The following is a 21,717-nucleotide window of genomic DNA, read 5'->3' as shown; positions in this document are numbered from 1 at the left end:
CTTCTAGGCATTTCCAGCAATGGCGTGCCGACGTCAGCGGTTTAGGCGCCGTGCATCGAAGGCGTCTCGTGCTTGATAAGCGGTGTAGGTGGCCTGCGCCGCCAGCAGGCCGGCCACGCCAAAGGTCCGGTCTAGGCCGAACTGGCTGAAACCGCTCGGGATCGGCTGGCGGTGAGCGATGGCCTGCGCCAGGACTTCGCCGGCAACGGTGGTCGGTGCCATGCCATGGCCGCCGAATCCGACCGCATGCCATATGCCGTTACCATCCTGGCCAATCTGCGCCATCTGGTGGCGTCCGTAGCTCATCAAGCCGCCCCAGGCGTATTCCAGTTCCACGTCTTCGAGTTGCGGGTAGACGCTGACCAAGTCAGCCTTGAGCAACCTGGCGATGGCCTGGGGCCCGCGGTCGAGGATGGAGATGCGTCCACCCCAGAGGATCCGGGTGTCTTTCAACGGGCGGTAGTAGTCGAAGGCGAAGCGTGTGTCGTAGATGGCCGACTGGCAGTTGATGGCATCCGGCAGGTGCGCGCCCAGTGGTGGAGTGGTCACTATATAGGTGGCGATCGGTAGCACGGCGCGCTCGATCGGGGGGTAGACGCCTCGGGCGTAGCCCCCTGCGCTGAACACGACCTCCTCGGCATGAACCTCGCCCTGGCGGGTGCGCACGATGTAACCGCCAGCCTTCTTTTCGATGCCGGTCACCGGCGACTGCTCGTAGATTGTCACCCCGGCTAGGGTGGCAGCCTCGGCGATGCCGCAGACGTATTTGAGCGGGTGGAAGTGGAATGCGTTGCGCTCCAGCAACCCGCCGTAATAGCGTCCGGTCCTGAGCTGTTCCTTCAGTTCGCCTGGGGTGATGTATTGCCAGTCGACGCCATAGGCCTCCTTCATCAACTGGCGCGGCTTGTCCAGGCGCGATGGGTCGTTGAACCAGTTGGCGAGGATCACGCCCTGGTCGACCAGATCGCAATCGATGGCGTAGCGATGGGTGCGCTCGCGAATGAGGTCGACGGCCTCGAGGGTCAGTCGATACAGCTTGCGGGCCTCGTCGGCGCCCAGTGCCGACAGCAAGTCCGCGCTGCCGAGACTGTAGCCGCCGAAGACGAAGCCGCCATTACGCCCCGAGGCACCGTGGCCGATACGTTGTGATTCAAGAATCGTCACGTCGCTCACTCCGCGCTCGGCAAGCCCTATCGCGGTCGAAAGCCCGGCCAGACCGCCGCCCAGGATGCACACACGGGCATCGGTGCGTCCCGTTTGGGCAGGGTAGAGGGTTCTGCTGGCACTGGCTTCGTAGTAGGAGTCGAGGGTGCTGTTCATAAGGGTTCCATGACGCAGGTGGGCGGACCGAGGCGGGTCCGCCAATGGAGTTTTCAGGCGGGCTGCTGGCTGGCCGCGACCGCCTCGACGCAGGGCTCTGCGTTGCTGTGTTGGGTCTTGCGTGTCTCGATATAGGAGAAATCCATTTCCCTGTAGCGCACCACCCTGGAGCCGGTAAGCAGCTTGCGTCCGAGCCACACCACCACGAACAGCACCAGCCCGACATAGGTGGCGAAGGCGCCGATCCAGTCGATCTGGCCGCCGATGAAGGCCTGGTAGTTCTGCCCGAGCATCACCACCATGCACAGGCCGAAGGCGAACAGGGGGCCGAATGGGAAGTACTTCGAGACATACGGCAGTTTCGCCAGGTCGTTGCCATGGAACAGGTATCCGCGACGGAAGCGGTAGTGGCTGATGGCGATGCCAAGCCAGGCAATGAAGCCGAGCATGCCGGAAGTGTTCAGCAGCCACAGGTACAGCTTGCCGGGGCTGAACAGGAAGCTCAGCAAGCACAGGCCGGCGACCGCTGCAGTTGCCAGCAGCGCCCACACCGGGGTGCCGCTGCGCGTCACCCGGGCGAATATCGCCGGCGCCTTGCGCTCCAGGGCGAGGCTGTAGAGCATGCGCGAGGAGGCGTACATGCCCGAGTTGCCGGCGGACAACACTGAGGTCAGGATTACCGCGTTCATCACTGCGGCGGCGGCGAGCATGTCAGCCTTTGAGAAAATCAGGGTAAATGGGCTGATGGTGATGTCCGAAAGGCCGTCCTTGAGCAGGCGGGGGTCGGTGTAGGGGATCAACAGGCCGATCACGATGATGGTGAACACATAGAACAGCAGGATGCGCCAGAAGATCTGGCGAACTGCCTTGGGAATGTTGCGCCCAGGGTTTTCCGTTTCGCCTGCGGCGATGCCGACGAACTCGGTACCCTGGAATGAGAAGCCGACGATCATCGCCACGCCGATCAGGGCAGGCAGGCCGCCGGCGATCGGCGCATCGCCGAGCTGCCAGAGGTGGGTGCCGCCCTCCTGCCCACCGTCAAGGATGCCCAGCAGCATCAGGATGCCCACGCCAATGAACAGGATGATGGTGACGACCTTGATCAGCGCGAACCAGAATTCGGCTTCGCCGAAGAAGCGCACCGAGGCGACGTTGAGGGCGAACAGCAGGACCAGGAAGGCTGCGCTCCAGATTACGCCCGGGGTGTCCGGGAACCAGTAGACCATGATGATCTGCACGGCCACCAGGTCCACGGCGATGGTCACTGCCCATGAATACCAGTAGTTCCAGCCCAGGGCGAAGCCGAAGCTTTCGTCCACGTAGTGTGAGGCGTAGGTAGAGAACGAACCGCTGACCGGCATGCATGCGGCCAGCTCGCCGAGGCTGGTCATCAGGAAATACACCATCAGGCCGATCACCGCGAAGGCCAGCAGCGCGCCACCGGGGCCGGACTGGGCAATAGTGGCGCCAGAGGATACGAACAGGCCGGTCCCGATAGAGCCGCCAATGGCGATCATGTTCAGGTGACGGCTGGTGAGGGTGCGTTTCAGGTGTCCGGAAGGTGGGGCTGCTGCAGTCAAACTTCCGTTGTTGTACGAATGGGTCATGGGCAACCTATTGGATCTGCATGCGAGTGAGTTGTTGTTTTTGTTGTGAACTGACCACTTCAAGTTTGCAGTTGTCGGGCGGATAGGCCCTCGATCTGCCTACAGCTTCTCCAGAGCTGCGGCGCGGAACGATTGCTTTGATTGAAATCAGTATTGGCGTTGAAAGGTGTTCGCAACAAACGACAATTAGTTGCTACATCATTACTTTTTGGAATACATGGTTTCGTCATATTTTCCTGAGTAAAACCGTTTAGTTGCACGCATCCAACTGAATTGCCCATATTTACTGAGGGCAATAGACGTCATTTTGCTTTGTTATATTGTCGTTTTGTCATCGGTATGAAATGTACGAAACAATATGCCGGAAATTTATTCATCATTTAGCGGCAAAAAACACCGATACCTGGAGGCCAGATATCGGTTTTTGGGGGGAGCCCTTCAAGCGAAGGGCGTGCTATGGGGGCTTCCTGGTCGCGGGCAGTCAACCTTCGTCAGGGTGAAGCGTACTGCTGCTAGCGGTCCGTTGTTCTGGCTTGGCTTGGGTGCCGGGCAGGTTGTCGAACTTGTGCAGCCCATTTTTCGCGTACGGGTCGCCGATCCAGCGCGGGCTGGCGGTGAAACTGTCGTTGACCAGGCTCTTGGCCGGCTCGTAGCGGTCGTAGCTCAGGCCTGCCAGGTCGGACAGGGTATGGATCAGGTGTGCGCTGCTGTACGGACGGTTGACCATCGCCTGCAGGTCGCGCGGGTGCGTCGCCTGCCAGCTGGGCGAGGTCCAGAGCAGGAAAGGGATGGTGTACATCGGCCGGGTTGGATTGGCCTCGTTGCGGCCCAGGCGATCATGGTTGCCGGAGCTATAGACATCCTCGCCGTGGTCGGACAGGTACAGCAGGAAGCCGTTCGGCGTGCTTGCCGAATAACGCTTGATCAGGTCTGAGACCACGAAGTCGTTGTAGCGCACGGCGTTGTCGTAAAAGTTGTAGGTGCGTACCTGTTCGGGTGCCAGCGCCGCCGGCGCGCCGGTCGCGTCCTTGAAATGATCGAACTGGGCGGGATAGCGATAGCGGTAGTCCATGTGCGTGCCGAGCAGGTGGACAATGATCAGCTTCTTGTCGGCGGGGTCGCGCAGGGCCTTGTCGAAAGGTTCCAGCACCACGCTGTCATACTGGCTGGCGTTTTGGTTGCGCTGGTTGTTCAGGTAGACCGGCACGTCCGTCTGCTGGGAGAAGGTCGTGAGCATGGTGTTGCGCTTGGTCATGGTTTGTTGGTTGGTGATCCAGAACGTCTTGTAGCCAGCCTGTTTCATCAGGTTGATCAGCGATGGGTCGGTGAGGAAACGGTCAGGGTGCTGCTGGTCGCCAAAGGTCAGGATTTGCTGCATCACCTCAATGGTGTAGGGGCGTGGCGAGACGACATTACGGAATACGGTGAGCCCTTTGTCGTGAGCGGCCAGGGCGTCGAGGTTCGGCGTGGTGTCGCGGTCGTAGCCGTACAAATGCATGTGTTCGCGTGTGGTGGATTCGCCTAGCACCAGCACCAGGGTGCGCGGCGCGTCGCCGCTACTGTCCTTGAGGTTTTGCAGGGGCGGCAGGGCGGCGTTCTGTTGAAGCAGTGCCTGCATGTTGTCCAACTGCTGTCGATATTGCCGGTAGCCGACCACCAGTTGCCAGGGCACTGCAGCCGCCATGCGTTGTTCAACCTTTTCGCGAGCGTCTGCGAAATTGCGTTGCTGGGAGACCATCTGTTTGTAGAACGGGTAGCCCAGGGTCGCAGTCAGCAGCACCGCAACCACCGGCAGACGGCTGTACAGCGGCAGGGTGACCGGGCGGATGCGCCGCCACAGCAGCACGGCGATCGCGCTGTAGAGCAGCAGCCCCAGGCACAGCCAAGTGCTGAAGTACTGGCTGAAATATTCGCCGGCTTCAGCGGTGTTGGATTCGAACATCACGAAGATGACGCTTTGTGAGAACTCCTGCCGGTAGATGCCGAAATAGCTGAGGCCCACCAGCGATCCAGCCCACAGCACTAGCCCAATCACTGCGGCGAGCGGGCGGGTCAGGCGTGGCAGCAGCAGTACCGGGGCCAGCCACAGGCTGCTGAGGAACAGGGCATCGCGAAAGCCGGCGAAGCCGGTGGTGCCACTGAACAGCAGCAAGGCCTGGGTCACGCCGGAGAAGTACCAGAAGAACAGCAGGAGCCAGCCGAGGCCAGGCCAGTCGATGGATGTGCGAGCGGGAAGAGTTGTGCGGGACACGTGTGCCTCAGAGAGCGGTTGCCTGCCGGATCGGTTGGCAGGCGAAGCTAAAGGGGGCGGCGTGAAAAGATCGTCAACAATTCATGAAAGGCCCGCAGAGACCGACGAGTGCTCTATATGGCAGGTGAGCTTGTTGTTGCCAGGCGCGTGATCGTTCAGGCGATACAGCTTGCGGCTTCAGGAGGCCAAAAGGTGGCTCCTGAAGTCGCGGCTTTAGGGCTGCTGGGTTGGCGTAGCGGTGGCGAGTGGGGAGAAGTTGATCTGTGGATAACGATCAGGCGTAACACAGCGCTATACCCGGAACTGCTCCATCAAGACTTGCTGCTGGTTGGCCAAGCGGTTCAGCGCTTGGCTGATTCGTGCTGATTCGTCGGCCTGTCCAGACAACGCCTCGGTCACATCGCGAATCCCCGCCACGTTGCGATTGACTTCTTCAGCCACGGCACTCTGTTCCTCGGCCGCCGAGGCGATCTGCAGGTTCATGTCGGTGATCACCGTCACCGCCTCGCCGATGCGTTGCAGCGCCGGCAAGGTCTGCTCCATCTGCGCCGCGCTGTCCTGAGCCTGGCGCTGGCCGGCATGCATGGCACCGACCACGTCCTGTGTGCCTTGCTGCAGTCCCTCGATCACCTGGCGGATCTCCTCTACCGATACCTGCGTACGCTGAGCCAGGTTGCGCACCTCGTCGGCGACCACTGCGAAACCACGCCCAGCCTCACCGGCGCGGGCAGCCTCGATGGCGGCATTGAGTGCCAGCAGGTTGGTCTGCTCGGCAATGGCACGGATTACCTCAAGCACCGAACCGATCTGCTCACCGCGGCTTGCCAAGGCACGCGCCTCGTCCATGGCCGCGTCCATGCCGCCCGCCAGCTGGCCGATCGCCTCGCGGGTGGCGGTCACTCGCGCCAGGCCGTCGCGGGTCGCCTGGTCGGCGCCGCGCGCGGCTTGTGCCGCCTGGGCGGCATTGTGGGCGACGTCGTGGGCGGTAGCGCTCATCTCGTTGGCGGCGGTAGCTACCTGCTCGATCTCGCGGTGCTGTTGCTGCATGCCATCGCTGGTCTGACTGGCGATCAGCGCCGATTGGTCTGCCGTGCCGCGGGCCTCATGCAGGGAGGCCTTGAGCTGGGCGATCACCGGCTGGAGCTTGTCGAGGAAACGGTTGAACCAACCGGTGAGCTGGCCCAGTTCGTCATCGCGGGCGTACTCCAGGCGTCGGGTCAGGTCGCCTTCGCCGCTGGCGATGTCCTGCAGGCGGGCAGCCACGGCCAGGATCGGCCGAGTTACGCCGCGGGCGGTAAGCCACACCAGCAACAGGCCCAGCACGGCCGCAACCATTCCTATCAGCAGGCTGACGAAGTTGGCCTGCTGGTTCTGGCTATCCAGGCGCTGGTTGAGAGTGACCGCAGGCGCTTGCAGCACCTGTTCGGGCAATTCGAGCAGTACTTGCCAAGGTGCCGCGCCGGGAATTGGCGTGAAGGGCCGGGAAATGCGCATGGTGCCTTGGTCCAGCCGCTCGACAGCCTGGCCGGCGCGCAGCGGCGCTGCCAGGGCGATGGCGCTGGCGCCGAACGCTTGCTGTACCGTCTTGCTCAACTGGCCGGCATCCTGGCTGTGGCCGGCCAGCAGCCCTGCGGGGCTGATGATACTGACCTGGCCCTGGCCGTCGAACAGCTCCTGGCGACCCGCCAGGCTTAGTTGCTGCAGGTTGTCCAGGCCGATATCCAGGCCGACCACACCCACCACCTTGCCGTTGTCCAGCAACGGCAGGGCGATGCTCGTCATCAGTACCTGATGACCGTTGACTTCATCGAAATACGGGTCCAGTACGCAGGCCTTTGCCGTCTCCAGAGGGCAGGTCAGCCACCGGTTGTAAGGCGAGCCATTGGCGCCGATGCTGGTGTCGGCGAGCATCGATTCGGGCATGGTCTCCACCTCCAGGGCGCCACTGCCCGGCTGCGACCAGTACAGCGAAAAGCGGCCGCTGTCATTGCTGCCATTCTCGGCCTGGTCAACGAAGCGCGCATCTTGCTGGTCCAGGGCGTTGGGTTGGAACACCAGATACAGGCCGATCAGGTCGGTGTTGCCGGCCAGGGTGGCGCGAGCCTCGCGGCTGAGTTCGGCACGCAGGTCGTCACCGCCGCGAGCTTTGAGTGCCTGCACCAGCCTTGCGAAGCCGTTGCCGTACTGGTAGGCATCCATGAAGTAGCGCTGGATACGCAGGGCCTGGGCTTCGCCGTGGGCCTGCAAGCGCAGGCGGGCACTGTGGTCGAGCAGTTCGGTATTGGCCTGGAACACCTGCGCTGCGCTGCGCCGCGCCTGGGTAAGCGAGGTAGTCACCAGCAGGGCGACGATGGCCAGCAGGCACAGGCCGGCGAGCAGGGTGATCTTCCACTGGATGGACAGACTTCGCTGCGACATGGGCTTTTCCTTCTCGGGCAAACACAACGCCCGCGGTCAGGCGGGCGTCGATGGGGTCATTCGGCGATGCAGTTCGGTGGCGCAACCCTGAAGGCCTTCGTCAGCCAGGCCAGGTAGAGCACGCCAAGCAGGGCCCAGACACCGCCGAACAGCAAGGAGTGTTCGTTCAGGTCCAGCCACAGCGAGACGATGATGCAGAAGCCTATCGTCGGCGCCACCAGATACTTGAGGTTGTTCGTCAGGCCCTTGTTCTGCCTCTCACGGATATAGCAGTGGTTGATCACCGAGAGGTTGACGAAGCTGAACGCCACCAGCGCGCCGAAGTTGATCACCGAGGTGGCGGTGACCAGGTCGAAGAAGATCGCCGACAGCGAAATCAGGCCGACCACCGCAATGTTCAGCACTGGGGTCTTGTAGCGCGGGTGCAGGCGGGCGAACACCCCGGCCGGGATCACGTTGTCGCGGCCCATCACGTACAGCAGGCGCGACACGCTGGTCTGCGAGGCCAGGCCCGAGGCGATGGTGTTGATCACGGTGCAGGCGATGAATACCGATTGGAACAGCTTGCCGCCGACGTACAGGGCGATTTCCGGCAGGGCCGCTTCCTGGTCGTGGAAGCGCTGCATGGTCGGGAAGTAGGCCTGGATGAAGTAGGACACGCCGATGAACACCACGCCGCCGATCAGCGCCGTGAGGAAGATCGCCCGGGGGATGGTCTTGCCCGGGTCGCGGGTTTCCTCCGACAGGCAGGTCACTGCATCGAAGCCCAGGAACGAGAAGCACAGGATGGTCGCACCGGCGGCGAGGGCGGCGAACTGGGTCTGGTCATCGGCGAACGGTACCAGGCTCCAGGCCGTGCCCAGGCCTTCGCCATGGCCCAGGCCGCGCCAGCAGAGGTAGATGAATACCGAAATGATCGCCACCTGCACGGCGACGAACAGCAGGTTGAAGTGCGCCACCAGGTTGATGCTGCGCATGTTGATCAGGCTGATCAGGGTGACGAAGCCGGCCACCCACGCCCAGGCCGGCACTTCGGGGAACATTGCCGACAGGTAGAGCTTGGCCAGCAGTGCATTGACCATGGGCAGCAGCAGGTAGTCCAGCAGCGACGACCAGCCGACCAGGAAGCCCACGTGTGGATTGATGGCGCGCTGGGTGTAGGTGTACGCCGAGCCCGACTGCGGGAAGCGTCGCACCAGGGTGCCATAGCTCACGGCGGTGAACAGGATGCCGGCCAGGGCCAGGATGTAGGCGCTGGGCACATGCCCGGCAGTGATGCCAGAGACGATGCCGAAGGTGTCGAACACGGTCATCGGGGTGAGGTAGGCCAGGCCGATGATCACCACGTGCCAAAGGCGCAGGGACTTGCGGAACTGGGCATCGCCGGGAGCGCTGTGATCAGGCTGCATGCGGGCGCTGCTCCTGTGTCGAAACAACGGGCACGGCGAGTGACGGGCACGACAAGGTCGAGCGGATGGGCTCCATGTTGTTCACCTTTTATGTTGGAGCTGCAGGGTGCGCGAAATAAACAACGATGGTCGTTTGGGTGTCAAGTTAAACATGACAGGTAGTCAGTTGGATGGAAGGGGAATCGGTTTTTTTGGCCGTTATGCACTGTTATTGGCCGATTGAGCGGATCGTAAGTCGATTTTGATGTTCGTAAAAATTTACATTTCTTTTGGCCAAGGCAGGCTGTCCTTGGGGTGCCGACAAACGAAATCCAGCAAGCATTACCGCGCCGGCCGGGTGCCGATGGTATTCTTGCCACCCCGCGTGCCCTCGTTTCCGTGGTCCGCCCAATCGCCCTCCCTATGGACAGCAATCGGTTCTATTCATGAAGAAATCAGTAGGCATCCTTTCCGGCCTGGCGCTCGCCATCGCCGTTGCAACCACCGCTGGCGCCTGGTACACCGGCAAGCAACTGCCCGCGGAGCTGGAACGCTCCGTGGCGCGCGGCAACGAAGAGCTGAAGAAGGCCCTAGCAGGCAACGGCGGCAGCATGACCATCGAGCTGGTCTCGCTGGACCAGCACTTCTTCACCAGCACCGCGCACTACCGTCTGAAGGCCGAGAACGTGCAGCTCGGGGAGGCCGAGGCGCTGAACTTCCAGGTTGGCGTGACCGACCAGATCGAGCACGGCCCGTTCCCCTGGTCGCGGGTCAAGGCGTTCAAGCTGATGCCGGTCATGGCCACCAGCAACAGCGCTTTGGACAAGGATGACTTCACCGAGGGCTGGTTCACTGCCGCTGGCGACAAGGCACCGGTCACCGCCCAGGTCAGCCTCGGCTACAACGGCAGCGTCGACAGCGATATCCGCCTGGCGCCGGTGACGCTCAAGGAAGACGACGGCAACGTCCTGGACTTCTCCGGCCTGCAACTGCAACTGCGCGGAGACCGCGACGGCAAGGCGGTGGAGATCCACGGCAATGCCGAGCACCTGGAGTTGAATTTCGTCGATGAGCAACAGGCGCCGGTGAAGATCCTGCTCAACGGCTTCAAGGCCGGTGGCAAGCTCCACGAAACCGCCCACGACATGGTCTATGTCGGCAACTTCGACCTGGCCCTGGCCGACACCCAGGTGACCTTCGGGCCGAAGCAGGAAGTGCTGGTGCTCAAGGGCCTGCAGCAGAACAACCTGTACAACGCCGAGGGCGAGGCCAAGGACAAGCTGGCCGGGCGCCTGGAATACAAGGTTGCCGACATCAGCTACGCCGGGCGCAAGGTCGGCAGCGCAGAAATGGTCCTGACCATGAAGTCCATCGACATCGCGGCCATGCAGGCGCTGATGGAGTGGTACCAGACCCAGTTGCCGCAGATGCAGCAGGCGGCGGCCGAGGGCGAGGCCCCGTCGCTGGAAATGACCCCCGAGGAACAGGCCAAGGTCCAGGCCGACCTGCAGCGGTTGCTGGTGGCCAAACCCCAGGTGGCCGTGGAGAAGCTGGCATTCAAGACCGCCAATGGCGAAAGCCACTTCAACCTGGCAATGGACTTCGCCAGCCCCAGCTCCTTCGACCTGCCCCCTGACCAGCTCGGCAAGCAGCTGTTGACCCAGCTGAAGGCCAAGCTCAGCGTTTCAAAGCCGATGGTCGCCGACCTGACCACATTGCAAGCCCTGCTTGAGGGCGAGACCGACGCCCAGGCCATCGCCCAGCAGTCCAGTCAGGCCGGTGAAATGGTCGGCATGATGGCATTGCAGAGCGGCATGGCCACGGTAGAAGGCACTGATGTGGTATCGAGCCTGCAATACGCTGATGGCATGGTCGACTTCAATGGCAAGAAGATGACCGTCGAAGAGTTCGCCATGCTGATCAGCGGCCACCTGGCGGCGTTGCAGCCGCAGGGCTGACCTCTCGGGCAGACCCGCTCCCATCATCGTGGGAGCGGCGATGCGGCGACCCGACTTACCCCGCGACGGAGGGCTGCAAAAACCCCTTTTGCATCCTTCCGATTGCCTGTAGCCTTCGCGTCCGACAATAATCCGCGCCCGCAGAGGGGCCGAGACGCTGGCCGTCCGGCACCGCTAGCCGATCTGCCAGGGCCGGGTGATACACTCGACTGACGCGCTCAAGCGCCCTGCAGGTCCAGCGATCATGACCCAGATTTCCGAACGCCTGTTGGTCCAGGCGCACCTTGATGCCAAGCAGCCCAACCCGCTGACGCCCGCGCAGGAGGCCGATTACCGTGCGGCCATCGCTGCCGAGCTGAAGAAGCAGAACGCCGTGCTGGTGGCCCACTACTATTGCGATCCGGTGATCCAGGCCCTGGCCGAGGAAACCGGCGGCTGCGTGTCTGACTCGCTGGAGATGGCGCGCTTCGGCAAGAATCACCCCGCCGAGACTGTGGTGGTGGCGGGGGTGCGCTTCATGGGCGAGACGGCGAAGATCCTCACCCCGGAAAAGCGCGTGCTGATGCCGACCCTGGAAGCGACCTGCTCCCTCGACCTGGGTTGCCCGGTCAAGGAGTTCTCGGACTTCTGCGACCAGCATCCCGAGCGCACCGTGGTGGTCTACGCCAACACTTCCGCGGCAGTTAAAGCCCGGGCCGACTGGGTGGTGACCTCCAGCTGCGCGCTGGAAATCGTCGAAAGCCTGATGGACAACGGCGAGACCATCATCTGGGGGCCGGACCAACACCTCGGCCGCTACATCCAGAAGCAGACCGGTGCCGACATGCTGCTGTGGGATGGCGCCTGCATCGTTCATGAAGAGTTCAAGTCGCGCCAGTTGGCCGACATGAAGGCGCTGTACCCGGACGCCGCGATCCTGGTGCATCCGGAGTCGCCGGAAGCGGTGATCGAGCTGGCCGACGCGGTAGGCTCCACCAGCCAGCTGATCAAGGCGGCGCAGACCTTGCCGAACAAGACCTTCATCGTCGCCACCGACCGCGGCATCTTCTACAAGATGCAGCAGCTGTGCCCGGACAAGGAATTCGTCGAGGCGCCGACCGCTGGCAACGGCGCGGCCTGCCGCAGCTGCGCGCACTGCCCGTGGATGGCCATGAACACCCTGGAGCGGGTGCTGGACTGCCTGCGCAATGGCAGCAACGAGATCTTCGTCGAGCCGGCGCTGATCCCCAAGGCGATCAAGCCGTTGAACCGCATGCTCGACTTCACCCAGGCGGCGCGTTTGAAGTTGTCCGGTAACGCCTGACTGGTTGCACAAACCATCGCGGGGCAAGTCGCGGGTCGCCGCATCGCCGCTCCCACGCCACGGTGATACCTGGCGTGGGAGCGGCGATGCGGCGACCCGACTTGCCCCGCGATTTTTTCTGGCTGTGTATCAGCGCCCCATCATTTCCTTGACCATGCGCTGCTGCTCCATGATCTCGCGCTGGCGCTGGTCGATCTGCGAAGCCAGCGGGAAGTTGCTGCCCGAGCGGCGCTTGGCGTAGTCGAGCTGCTGGATCGCCTGGTCGAAGTCGCCGACCAGGGTGAAGTATTCGGCGCGGGCGCGGTGCAGACCGATGGTGTTGCCTGACAGTCCGCGCACTTCGGCCACGTCGTACCAGACGTCCGGATCGTCCGGGCGGTTCTTGACCAAGTCATCCAGCACCTTTTCCGCTTCGGCCGGCTTGTTCTGCTTGACCAGCAGATCGGCGCGCACCTGTTTCAACGGATAGTTGCCTGGGTACAGCGCCTGCATGCGCTGTGCGCGCTGCTGGGCGTCGGCCAGGCGGTTATTGGTGATGTCCAGATCGATCTGTGCCAGGTTGTAGGTGATGTCGTTGGGCGCCTTGGCCAGCAGTGGCTTGAGGTTTTCCCGCGCTTCGTTGAGCTGGCCACCCTTGATCTGCGCCAGGGCCAGGCCGTAGCGGGCGGCATCCATGTTCGGGGTTTCGTCGAGCTGGGCGCGGAAACGCTTGGCGGCCATGCCCGGCGTGCCTTCGTAGGTGAGCTGCACGCGGGCGCGGATCAACTGGTAGCGCAGGCTGTCTTCCACGCCGCCCTTTGGCGCCTGTTCGGCGCGGTTGCGGGTGTCGGCGATACGCGATTCGGTGACCGGGTGGGTCAGCAGGAATTCCGGCGGCTTGGCATCGTAGCGGTACTGGCGGGCCAGGCGTTCGAACATGCTGGGCATGTTGCGTGGATCGTAGCCGGCCTTTTCCAGGTTGAGGATGCCGAAACGGTCGGCTTCCTGTTCGTTCTGCCGGGAAAAGCGCCGCTGTTCCTGGATTGCCGCGGCCTGGGTGCCGGCGATCACGCCAATGCCGGCATCGCCGCCGCCGCCCGCCGCCAGCACGATGCCGGCCAGCAAGGCTGCCATCATCGGCAGCTGCATGCGTTGCTGGGCTTCGACGCCCCGGGCGAAGTGGCGTTGCGACAAGTGCGCCAGTTCGTGGGCCAGTACCGAGGCGTACTCGCCTTCGGTCTGGGCATTGAGGAACAGGCCGCCGTTGACCCCGACGATGCCACCGGGTGCGGCAAAGGCGTTGAGTTCCTTGCTGTCGATAAGGATGAACTCCAGGCGCCGGTCCTGCAGCTGGCTGGTCTCGGCCAGCTTGTACACGCTGGTCTCGACGAAGTCCTTGAGCTGCGGGTCGTTGAGCTGGTTCACCTGGCCGCGCAACAGGCTCAGCCAGGCGCGGCCGAGCTGGTGTTCCTGTTGTGGCGAGACGATCGCGGAGCTGGCGTCGCCCAGTGACGGCAGGTCGTCGGCGTGGCCGGGGAGGGCCATCAGGCAGGCCAGCGTCAACAGGGTGGGGCGCAGTAGATTCATGCAGAAGCTCGCGTCGGTCAAAAGCCTTACTGTAGCCGGGTCGCGCGATGCCGACCAGTGGCGGTATCCTAGCGGCCTTCCCCATGCGGTTCTGGAGCGCTGCCCGATGAGTGACACCCCGACTTGTGACGCCGAGCTCGATGCCAGCGGTCTCAACTGTCCATTGCCGCTGCTCAAGGCGAAGATGGAGCTCAATCGCCTGGCCAGCGGCGCGGTGCTCAAGGTGCTCGCCACCGATGCCGGTTCCCAGCGCGATTTCCGCACGTTCGCCCAGTTGGCCGGTCATACGCTGCTGCATGAAACGGCCGAGGCCGGGGTCTACACCTACTGGCTGCGCAAGGCCTGATTCCCTTCATTAGGCTCTATACGAAAAGCCTTGAGACTTGTTCATGCTGCGTTGAAAACAGCCTCGGAATGCTCATGTACTCTAGTACAGTCGGGCGCGACCCCGGCCGTTCCGCGGCTGTTTTCGCCTTGCCTGACCTGTGTCTCAAGGCTTTTCGTACAGAACCTAGGATCGTCAATGTTCAAAGTACTTCGCGACTGGATGCAGCGCTACTTCTCCGACGAGGAGGCGGTGGTGCTGGCGGTCCTGCTGTTCCTGGCCTTCACCGTGGTGCTGACCCTGGGCGGCATGCTCGCGCCGGTGCTGGCGGGCATGGTCCTGGCGTTTCTCATGCAGGGGCTGGTCAATGCCCTGGAGCGCTTGAAGGTGCCGACGCGGCTGGCCGTATGGCTGGTGTTCGCGCTGTTCATGGGTGCGCTGGCGGTGTTCATGCTGGTGCTGGTGCCGCTGCTCTGGCATCAGCTGATCACCTTGTTCAACGAGCTGCCCGGCATGCTCGGCAAGTGGCAGTCGCTATTGCTGCTGTTGCCCGAACGCTACCCGCACCTGGTGTCGGACGAGCAGGTGCTGCGCGCCATCGAGTCGGTGCGCGGTGAAATCGGCAAGTTCGGCCAGTGGGCGTTGACCTTCTCCTTGTCGAGCCTGCCGTTGCTGGTCAATGCCATGATCTACCTGGTACTGGTGCCGATCCTGGTGTTTTTCTTCCTCAAGGATCGCGAGCTGATCGGGCGCTGGGTCAGTGGCTACCTGCCGCGTGAGCGCACGTTGCTCAACCGGGTGGGCGACGAGATGAACCGGCAGATCGCCAACTATATCCGCGGCAAGGGCATCGAGATCCTGATCTGCGGGATTGCCACCTATATCGCCTTCATCAGCCTGGGGCTCAACTATGCCGCCTTGCTGGCGCTGCTGGTGGGGCTGTCGGTGGTGGTGCCGTATGTCGGCGCGGTGGTGGTGACGGTGCCGGTGACCCTGATCGCGCTGTTCCAGTGGGGCTGGGGCGACCAGTTCATCTACCTGATGGCGGTGTACGCGATCATCCAGGCGCTCGATGGCAACGTGCTGGTGCCGCTACTGTTTTCCGAGGCGGTGAGCTTGCACCCGGTGGCGATCATCTGCGCGGTGCTGCTGTTCGGCGGGCTGTGGGGGTTCTGGGGGATCTTCTTCGCGATCCCGCTGGCGACGCTGTTCAAGGCGGTGCTGGATGCCTGGCCGCGGCAGGAAACGTCTGTGGCGCCGATGCTTTAGGGCTACTCGTGGGAGCGGGCTTGCCCGCTCCCACGGTATCCGGTATCAGGCCTTGTTCAAGGCCTCGGCCGCAGCCAGTACCGCATCCACATGCCCGGGCACCTTCACCCCACGCCATTCCTGGCGCAGAACACCGTCCTTGTCGATCAGGAAGGTGCTGCGGTCCACGCCCAGGTACTCCTTGCCATACAGCTTCTTCAGCTTGATCACGTCGAACAGCTGGCACAGCGCCTCGTCCTTGTCGCTGATCAGCTCGAAGGGGAAGGCCTGCTTGGCCTTGAAGTTCTCATGGGACTTGATGCCATCGCGCGAAACGCCGAACACCACGGTGTTGGCGGCCTGGAATGCCGCATGCTGGTCGCGGAAACCCTGGCCCTCGGTGGTGCAGCCCGGAGTGCTGTCCTTGGGGTAGAAGTACAGCACCACTTGCTGGCCTTTCAGCTCAGCCAGGCTGACGGTCTGGCCGCTGGTGGCCTGGACCTGGAAATCGGCGACGGGTTGGTCGATTGCTACGGCCATGGGAGCTTCCTTAGACAGGGTTCTGTGGGCGCCACGGTTCGATCAGCGCGTCCAGGTTCAGGGCGTCGGCGAAGTCGAGGAACTGGTCGCGCAGCCAGCTGATCTGGGTGCCGGCTGGCAGGATCACGGTGAACTGGGCGTTGAGCATGCTGCTGCCGGTCTGCGGGGCGAGGTAGGTGTCGCAGGTCATGGCTTCCAGTTCGACGCGGTGGTCGAGGAAGAACTGGCACAGCTCGTTGATGATGTCGGGGCGATAGGCGGCGCTGACGTAGGCCACGTAAGGCAGGGCCTGCGGGCGCACCTCCTGGTCGGCGCTGCGGACCACGTCCAGCGTCAGGCCGTGCTTCTTGCCCAGGCCCGGCAGGGTGGCCTCAAGGCGGGCCAGGGCATCCCAGCTGCCGCCGACCTGCAGCACCAGGGCGCTGGTTTCGCCGTGGCGCGACAGGCGCGAGGTGACCACCGCGCAGCGATTGTCGAAGGCCGCGCGGCTGAGGACGTTGGCCAGCTCCATGGGGTTGGGGCCCAGGGCGCTGATGACGAGGAATTGTTCGCGAACGGTGGGGGTGGACATGCAGCATTCCTAAAGCGATGAGCGGTCGGTACAGGACGGGGGCAAGCCTCCTTTTCCAGCAGGGCCCCGGCCGGTTTAGGCGGCGGTGGACGCAGGCGAGGAGCACTGTCGACGGCCCGACGGGCCGCGCTGTATCGATCAAAGGATCAAGGGTAGCGAAAAGCGGCGCGAAGGGGAATGCTCCGCCCGCCTGCTTCGCTTGTGCAAGGCCGATGGCGCCAGTACCATTACCGCTCTCTTTTTCCGGCAGGAGCAATTACATGATTGCGGGCAGTATGGTGGCGTTGGTCACACCCATGGATGCACAAGGGCGTCTGGACTGGGTAAGCCTCGACAAACTTGTAGACTTCCACCTGGAAAACGGCACCCACGCGATCGTAGCTGTCGGCACCACCGGCGAGTCCGCCACCCTGGATGTCGAAGAACACATCCTGGTCATCAAGCACGTGGTTGAGCGGGTCAAGCACAGCAAGAAGCCGATCCCGGTGATCGCCGGTACCGGTGCCAACTCCACCGCCGAAGCCGTGCACCTGACCCAGAACGCCAAGAATGCTGGCGCCGACGCCTGCCTGCTGGTAGTCCCGTACTACAACAAGCCGACCCAGGAAGGCCTGTTCCAGCATTTCAAGCACATCGCCGAAGCCGTCGACATCCCGCAGATCCTGTACAACGTGCCCGGCCGCACCTCCTGCGACATGCAGGCCGAGACCGTGATCCGGCTGTCGAAAGTCAAGAACATCATCGGCATCAAGGAAGCCACTGGCGACCTGGCCCGTGCCAAACAGATCCTGGACGGCGTCGACAAGGACTTCATCGTCCTGTCTGGCGACGATCCGACCGCCGTCGAGCTGATCCTGATGGGCGGCAAGGGCAACATCTCCGTCACCGCCAACGTCGCCCCGCGCGAAATGGCCGACCTGTGCGAGGCCGCCCTTGCGGGCAATGCCGAGAAGGCCCGCGCAATCAACGAAAAACTCATGCCGCTGCACAAGGACCTGTTCTGCGAAGCCAACCCGATCCCGGTGAAATGGGCGCTGGTTGAAATGGGTCTGATGCAACAAGGTATCCGCCTGCCGCTGACCTGGCTGAGCGAAGGCTGTCACGAAAAAGTCCGTACTGCCTTGCGCCAGTCCGGCGTACTGGTTTAATCGAGGAAGTACACCGCATGAAGCGACTGGCTGGTCTTTCCGCTCTCGCCCTGATCATTTCCAGCACCAGCGGGTGCGGCTGGCTGTGGGGCGAGGATGGCTATTTCCGCGACCGTGGCAGCGACTACCTGCAGGCGCAGCCAACCGCGCCGATGCAGCTGCCGCCGGACGCCAGCAACGTCAAGCGCCTGGATCCGCTGCTGCCGATCCCGCGCAACGTGGCCGACGATCGCGCCACTGGCGAGTTCGAGGTACCCCGTCCACAGCCGCTGTCGGCCACCGCCGACATCAGCGATTTCAGCCTGCAGCGCAGCGGCAACAGCCGTTGGGTGCTGGCCCAGCGCTCGCCCGCCGAAGTCTGGCCGGTGACTCGCCAGTTCTTTGAGGACAACGGTTTCCGCATCGCTGAAGAGCGCCCGCAGACCGGCGAATTCAACACCACCTGGCAGCGTTTCGACGAGCTGTCGGCCTCCCTCGGCCAGCGCCTGGCCAGCACCTCCAGCAGCCCGGACAGCGAAGTCCGCGTGCGGGTACGCATGGAGCCCGGCGTGCAGCGCAACACTTCCGAGGTGTACGTGGTCAGCGTCGAGCGCCCAGCCGGCAGCACTGCCGAGCCTGACTTCCCCTCCGCCTCCAGCAATACCGGCACCGACGCCCTGCTGGTCGACGAAATGCTCGCCAGCATGAACCGCAGCGCCGAGAAGGGCGGGTCGGTCTCGCTGCTGGCCGCGCGCGACTTCGATGCCCCGAGCCAGGTCAGCCTGAGCGAGGACGGCAGCGGCAACCCGGTGCTGTTCCTGGGGTCCGACCTGGACCGCGCCTGGTCCGGCGTCGGTCGCGCCCTGGAACAGGGCGAGTGGCGTGTCGAAGACATCAACCGCAGCCTGGGTCTGTACTACATCAACCTGTCCGAAAAACCCGACGACAAGCAAAAGGAGCCAGGCTTCTTCAGCCGCCTGTTCGGCAGCGAGCCGAGCAAGGAAGAGCGTGAAGCCCGCGCCGAGCGCTATCAGGTACGCCTGAGCAAGGTGGGTGAGAACGTCCAGGTGACCGTCGAGAAGAACATCAACACCGTGGCACCGGCCGATGTCGCCCGCCGCGTGCTGAGCGCGATCCAGGACCACCTGGGCTAAGTGCGCTTCGCGGTTCTGGGAAGCGGTAGCCAGGGAAACGGCACGCTTATCGCCAGTGGTGACACGGTCATCCTGGTCGATTGCGGCTTTTCCCTGCGCGAGACCGAGCGGCGCCTGTCGCTGCTCGGGGTGTCGGCCACGCAGCTGAGCGCGGTGCTGGTGACCCATGAACATGCCGACCACGTGCATGGCGTGGGGTTGCTGTCACGGCGCTACAATGTACCGGTCTACCTCAGCCAGGGCACCTTGCGCGGCATGCGCAAGCCGGTGGAGGTGGCCGGTTTTCTCGGTTGCGGCGATGTCGTGCAGATCGGCGATCTGCAGGTCAGCGCGGCACGGGTCGAGCATGATGCCTACGAGCCGTTGCAGTACGTGATCAGCGACGGTCGCCGCCGCTTCGGTATGCTCACCGACCTGGGCAGTTACGACGCGCAGTTGTTGGAGCGCTATCAGGGGCTCGATGCCCTGCTGATCGAAGCCAACCATTGCCGCGACCTGCTGGCTCGTGGGCATTACCCGCGCTTTCTCAAGCTGCGGGTCGGCGGCAGCCAGGGACATTTGAACAACCACCAGGCCGCGAGCCTGGTGGCCGAGTTGGGCTGGCAAAACCTGCAGCACCTGGTGCTGGCCCACCTCAGCAGCAAGAACAACCTGCCACATCTGGCCCGCCAGTGCTTCGTCGACGCCCTCGGGTGCGACCCGGACTGGCTCCAGGTGGCGAATCAGGATCAAGGGCTCGACTGGCGCCAAATCGCCTAGCCCACCTACTCAAGCAAGCGGAGCCCATCATGGAAAAACGCGACGAACTCTACCGCGGCAAGGCCAAATCGGTTTACAAGACCGACGACGCCGACCGCTTGATCCTGCTGTTCCGTAACGACACCTCGGCGTTCGACGGCAAGCGCATCGAACAACTCGATCGCAAGGGCATGGTGAACAACAAGTTCAATGCCTTCATCATGCAGAAGCTCGAAGAAGCCGGCGTGCCGACCCAGTTCGACAAGCTGCTGGGCGACAACGAATGCCTGGTTAAGAAGCTCGACATGATCCCGGTCGAGTGCGTGGTACGCAACTACGCCGCCGGCAGCCTGGTCAAGCGTCTGGGCGTGGAAGAGGGCATCAAGCTGGAGCCGTCCACCTTCGAGCTGTTCTTGAAGAACGACGAGAAGGGTGATCCCTTCATCAACGAATCCCACGTTGTTGCCTTCGGCTGGGGCACTGCCGAGCAGCTGGCAGAGATGAAGAAACTGTCGCTGAAGGTCAACGAAGTGCTGAGCAAGCTGTTCGACGACGCAGGCCTGCTGCTGGTCGACTTCAAGCTGGAGTTCGGTGTGTTCCACGGCCAGATCGTCCTCGGCGACGAGTTCAGCCCGGACGGCTGCCGCCTGTGGGACAAAGAGACCCGCAAGAAGATGGACAAGGACCGCTTCCGCCAGGGCCTGGGCGACGTGATCGAAGCCTATGAAGAAGTGGCCAAGCGCCTGGGCGTGCCGCTGTAAGCGGCGCGTTCACGCAAGCGCCTGATACCACGCGAATTTTTTTCAAAAAAGATTTGCCAGAAACGAAATCGCTGGTATGATGCGCGCCATTGGAGAGATGCCGGAGTGGTCGAACGGGACGGATTCGAAATCCGTTGTACTGGCAACAGTACCTAGGGTTCAAATCCCTATCTCTCCGCCATATTGAAGGCCCCGAGCGCTGTATAGCCCTCGGGGCTTTTTTCGTCCGGGTGCATTTTGGGGGAGGGTGATATTCCTCCAAGCATTCGAAGTCATCCCGCCGAGGCGTACCACGAAAAGCGCGGCGAGGCCTGGCGCGTCCAGATCCATCGCAGGCAAAACCCAACCGCTTGCCCCCCCGGATCCAAGGCTGAGCCCGGCGATGGGCTGCCGAAGGCGACATGTTGCCTGCGCGCTTCGTCTACATGCGCGATGACGAGAGCACAGCGCTCGTCGGGGCCCTGGACTGCTACATGCCAGAGATGACCTGGACCGACCCTTGTCGAACGACTCGAATGCCGAAGGGTAGCAAGGAGTGCGATAGTCGACCTACGTCAGCTTCGCGCCCTGGAGGCTTGTCATCAGCCGCTGGCGCCGTGGCATCTCGGCATGTTTGGTGGGCGCTGGACACTCAGCAAATCAAGTGACGAGTCGGTCAGGAGCACCCGCGTCTACAAGCATTCCGGCAAACGCGACAAAAAAAATTTAAAAGTATTGAACGTTTTGATGTCACTTTGCTTCTGATCGCTAGCTAAGTAAACAAACCATGGAAGACCGTGATCATGAAAACATTCATCGCTGTGGCGATGCTGTCCCTTTTTGCCGCGACAACTGGCGCTGCGGAGTTATCTGGTGCCATTGGCGCGACGAGCCAAGGCGGCATCACCGCTCGTGCAGGCCTGGGTTTTAACTGGGATAAAAGCTGGTTCGAGTCGAGCACAGGGCGCCTGACTGGCTACTGGGACGCGGGTTACACCTATTGGGAAGCTGGTGATGCTTCCGGCGGAGCACACTCGCTTTCGTTCGCTCCGGTCTTTGTCTATGAATTCGGTAACGGCCATATTAAACCGTTCGTGGAAGCGGGCATTGGTGTCGCGGTATTCTCCGGAACGGCGGCAGGCGATCAAGAGTTCGGCTCGGCGTTCAACTTCGAAGACCGTCTCGGGGCCGGCCTGAAAATTGGTGAAACCCAAAAGGTAGGCCTTCGCGCCATTCATTATTCCAACGCAGGGATCAAGCAGCCCAACGACGGTATTGAATCCTACTCGCTGTTCTACAGCCACCAGATTTAACCGACCCCCCTTCTTTGCCCGCCTTGCGCGGGCTTTTTTTTTAAACCGGCGGTGAAGAGACGATTTCGACATTTGCCAGTCCATGGAAACTGCTTGTCCTCGCTGTAAAAAACAGCTTCATTCACTAGCGCCGCAAACCCTATTTCGGTG

16 protein-coding genes, 1 tRNA gene and 2 pseudogenes are annotated in these 21,717 nt (G+C 62.7%); 10 read left to right on the top strand and 9 right to left on the bottom strand.

Annotation, left to right across the window (positions count from 1 at the left end; translation table 11 throughout):
- Positions 1-33: 33 nt before the first annotated feature.
- The 6 genes and pseudogenes from C3F42_RS09735 to C3F42_RS09715 all read right to left on the bottom strand — a co-directional run bounded on the left by C3F42_RS09735 (position 34) and on the right by C3F42_RS09715 (position 9,005).
- Positions 34-1,320 carry an FAD-binding oxidoreductase gene (locus C3F42_RS09735; protein WP_094010083.1) on the bottom strand — a complete coding sequence of 429 codons (1,287 nt, stop codon included), beginning with the start codon at positions 1,318-1,320 and terminating at the stop codon, positions 34-36.
- Between the two features lie 53 nt (positions 1,321-1,373).
- Entirely contained in the window at positions 1,374-2,927 is a 1,554-nt protein-coding gene (locus tag C3F42_RS09730) for an amino acid permease (protein WP_094010082.1), read from the bottom strand.
- Positions 2,928-3,408: 481 nt separating this feature from the next.
- Complete coding sequence (locus tag C3F42_RS09725) at positions 3,409-5,178, bottom strand: phosphoethanolamine transferase CptA (protein ID WP_094010081.1); 1,770 nt, start codon at positions 5,176-5,178, stop codon at positions 3,409-3,411.
- Between the two features lie 291 nt (positions 5,179-5,469).
- Positions 5,470-5,979: pseudogene (locus C3F42_RS30225) on the bottom strand (methyl-accepting chemotaxis protein); the annotation flags it as partial.
- A 396-nt stretch (positions 5,980-6,375) separates the two neighbouring features.
- Positions 6,376-7,377 (bottom strand): annotated as a pseudogene (locus C3F42_RS30220) (chemotaxis protein); the annotation flags it as partial.
- Positions 7,378-7,652: 275 nt separating this feature from the next.
- The gene (locus C3F42_RS09715) at positions 7,653-9,005 is read right to left on the bottom strand and encodes an APC family permease (protein WP_094010079.1); all 1,353 of its coding nucleotides are present in this window, start codon (positions 9,003-9,005) and stop codon (positions 7,653-7,655) included.
- Positions 9,006-9,430: 425 nt separating this feature from the next.
- Between C3F42_RS09715 and C3F42_RS09710 the strand changes: the two genes are divergently transcribed.
- Positions 9,431-10,942, top strand: coding sequence for a YdgA family protein (locus tag C3F42_RS09710; protein WP_094010078.1), 1,512 nt, complete (start codon positions 9,431-9,433; stop codon positions 10,940-10,942).
- Between the two features lie 244 nt (positions 10,943-11,186).
- Positions 11,187-12,245 (top strand): quinolinate synthase NadA, encoded by a 1,059-nt coding sequence (gene nadA, locus C3F42_RS09705; RefSeq protein WP_046856750.1) that lies wholly within the window; start codon positions 11,187-11,189, stop codon positions 12,243-12,245.
- 129 nt (positions 12,246-12,374) lie between these two features.
- On the opposite strand, the gene C3F42_RS09700 is transcribed toward nadA, so the two are convergent.
- Positions 12,375-13,811, bottom strand: coding sequence for a M48 family metalloprotease (locus tag C3F42_RS09700; RefSeq protein WP_038705591.1), 1,437 nt, complete (start codon positions 13,809-13,811; stop codon positions 12,375-12,377).
- Positions 13,812-13,917: 106 nt separating this feature from the next.
- Here C3F42_RS09700 and C3F42_RS09695 point away from each other — a divergent pair, with 106 nt between their 5' ends.
- Together C3F42_RS09695 and C3F42_RS09690 are read left to right on the top strand one after the other, a co-directional pair.
- On the top strand, positions 13,918-14,157 hold the full coding sequence (locus C3F42_RS09695) for a sulfurtransferase TusA family protein (RefSeq protein ID WP_023630920.1): 240 nt from the start codon (positions 13,918-13,920) through the stop codon (positions 14,155-14,157).
- Positions 14,158-14,334: 177 nt separating this feature from the next.
- Positions 14,335-15,405: an AI-2E family transporter gene (locus tag C3F42_RS09690; RefSeq protein ID WP_023630921.1), complete on the top strand. Its 1,071-nt coding sequence runs from the start codon at positions 14,335-14,337 to the stop codon at positions 15,403-15,405.
- Positions 15,406-15,450: 45 nt separating this feature from the next.
- On the opposite strand, the gene C3F42_RS09685 is transcribed toward C3F42_RS09690, so the two are convergent.
- Both C3F42_RS09685 and C3F42_RS09680 read right to left on the bottom strand, forming a co-directional pair.
- Complete coding sequence (locus C3F42_RS09685; RefSeq protein WP_023630922.1) at positions 15,451-15,924, bottom strand: peroxiredoxin; 474 nt, start codon at positions 15,922-15,924, stop codon at positions 15,451-15,453.
- Between the two features lie 10 nt (positions 15,925-15,934).
- Complete coding sequence (locus tag C3F42_RS09680; protein ID WP_038705592.1) at positions 15,935-16,495, bottom strand: glycine cleavage system protein R; 561 nt, start codon at positions 16,493-16,495, stop codon at positions 15,935-15,937.
- A gap of 260 nt (positions 16,496-16,755) precedes the next feature.
- Between C3F42_RS09680 and dapA the strand changes: the two genes are divergently transcribed.
- From dapA to C3F42_RS09650, 6 genes are all read left to right on the top strand, one after another.
- Positions 16,756-17,643 carry a 4-hydroxy-tetrahydrodipicolinate synthase gene (gene dapA, locus C3F42_RS09675; protein WP_094010077.1) on the top strand — a complete coding sequence of 296 codons (888 nt, stop codon included), beginning with the start codon at positions 16,756-16,758 and terminating at the stop codon, positions 17,641-17,643.
- Positions 17,644-17,660: 17 nt separating this feature from the next.
- The gene (bamC, locus tag C3F42_RS09670; protein WP_028692996.1) at positions 17,661-18,776 is read left to right on the top strand and encodes an outer membrane protein assembly factor BamC; all 1,116 of its coding nucleotides are present in this window, start codon (positions 17,661-17,663) and stop codon (positions 18,774-18,776) included.
- Positions 18,777-19,535, top strand: coding sequence for an MBL fold metallo-hydrolase (locus C3F42_RS09665; protein WP_023630556.1), 759 nt, complete (start codon positions 18,777-18,779; stop codon positions 19,533-19,535). It begins immediately after the preceding gene.
- Positions 19,536-19,564: 29 nt separating this feature from the next.
- Positions 19,565-20,275 (top strand): phosphoribosylaminoimidazolesuccinocarboxamide synthase, encoded by a 711-nt coding sequence (gene purC / locus C3F42_RS09660; RefSeq protein ID WP_004375217.1) that lies wholly within the window; start codon positions 19,565-19,567, stop codon positions 20,273-20,275.
- A gap of 91 nt (positions 20,276-20,366) precedes the next feature.
- Positions 20,367-20,456, top strand: a tRNA-Ser gene (locus C3F42_RS09655).
- Positions 20,457-21,057: 601 nt separating this feature from the next.
- Positions 21,058-21,567, top strand: coding sequence for an acyloxyacyl hydrolase (locus tag C3F42_RS09650; RefSeq protein WP_094010062.1), 510 nt, complete (start codon positions 21,058-21,060; stop codon positions 21,565-21,567).
- Positions 21,568-21,717: the final 150 nt, after the last annotated feature.

The organism is Pseudomonas sp. PONIH3 (assembly GCF_002934345.1).
Taxonomy (GTDB): domain Bacteria; phylum Pseudomonadota; class Gammaproteobacteria; order Pseudomonadales; family Pseudomonadaceae; genus Aquipseudomonas; species Aquipseudomonas soli.
The sequence above is the reverse complement of the archived record's forward strand: the minus strand, read 5'-3'. Positions and strand labels throughout refer to the sequence as shown.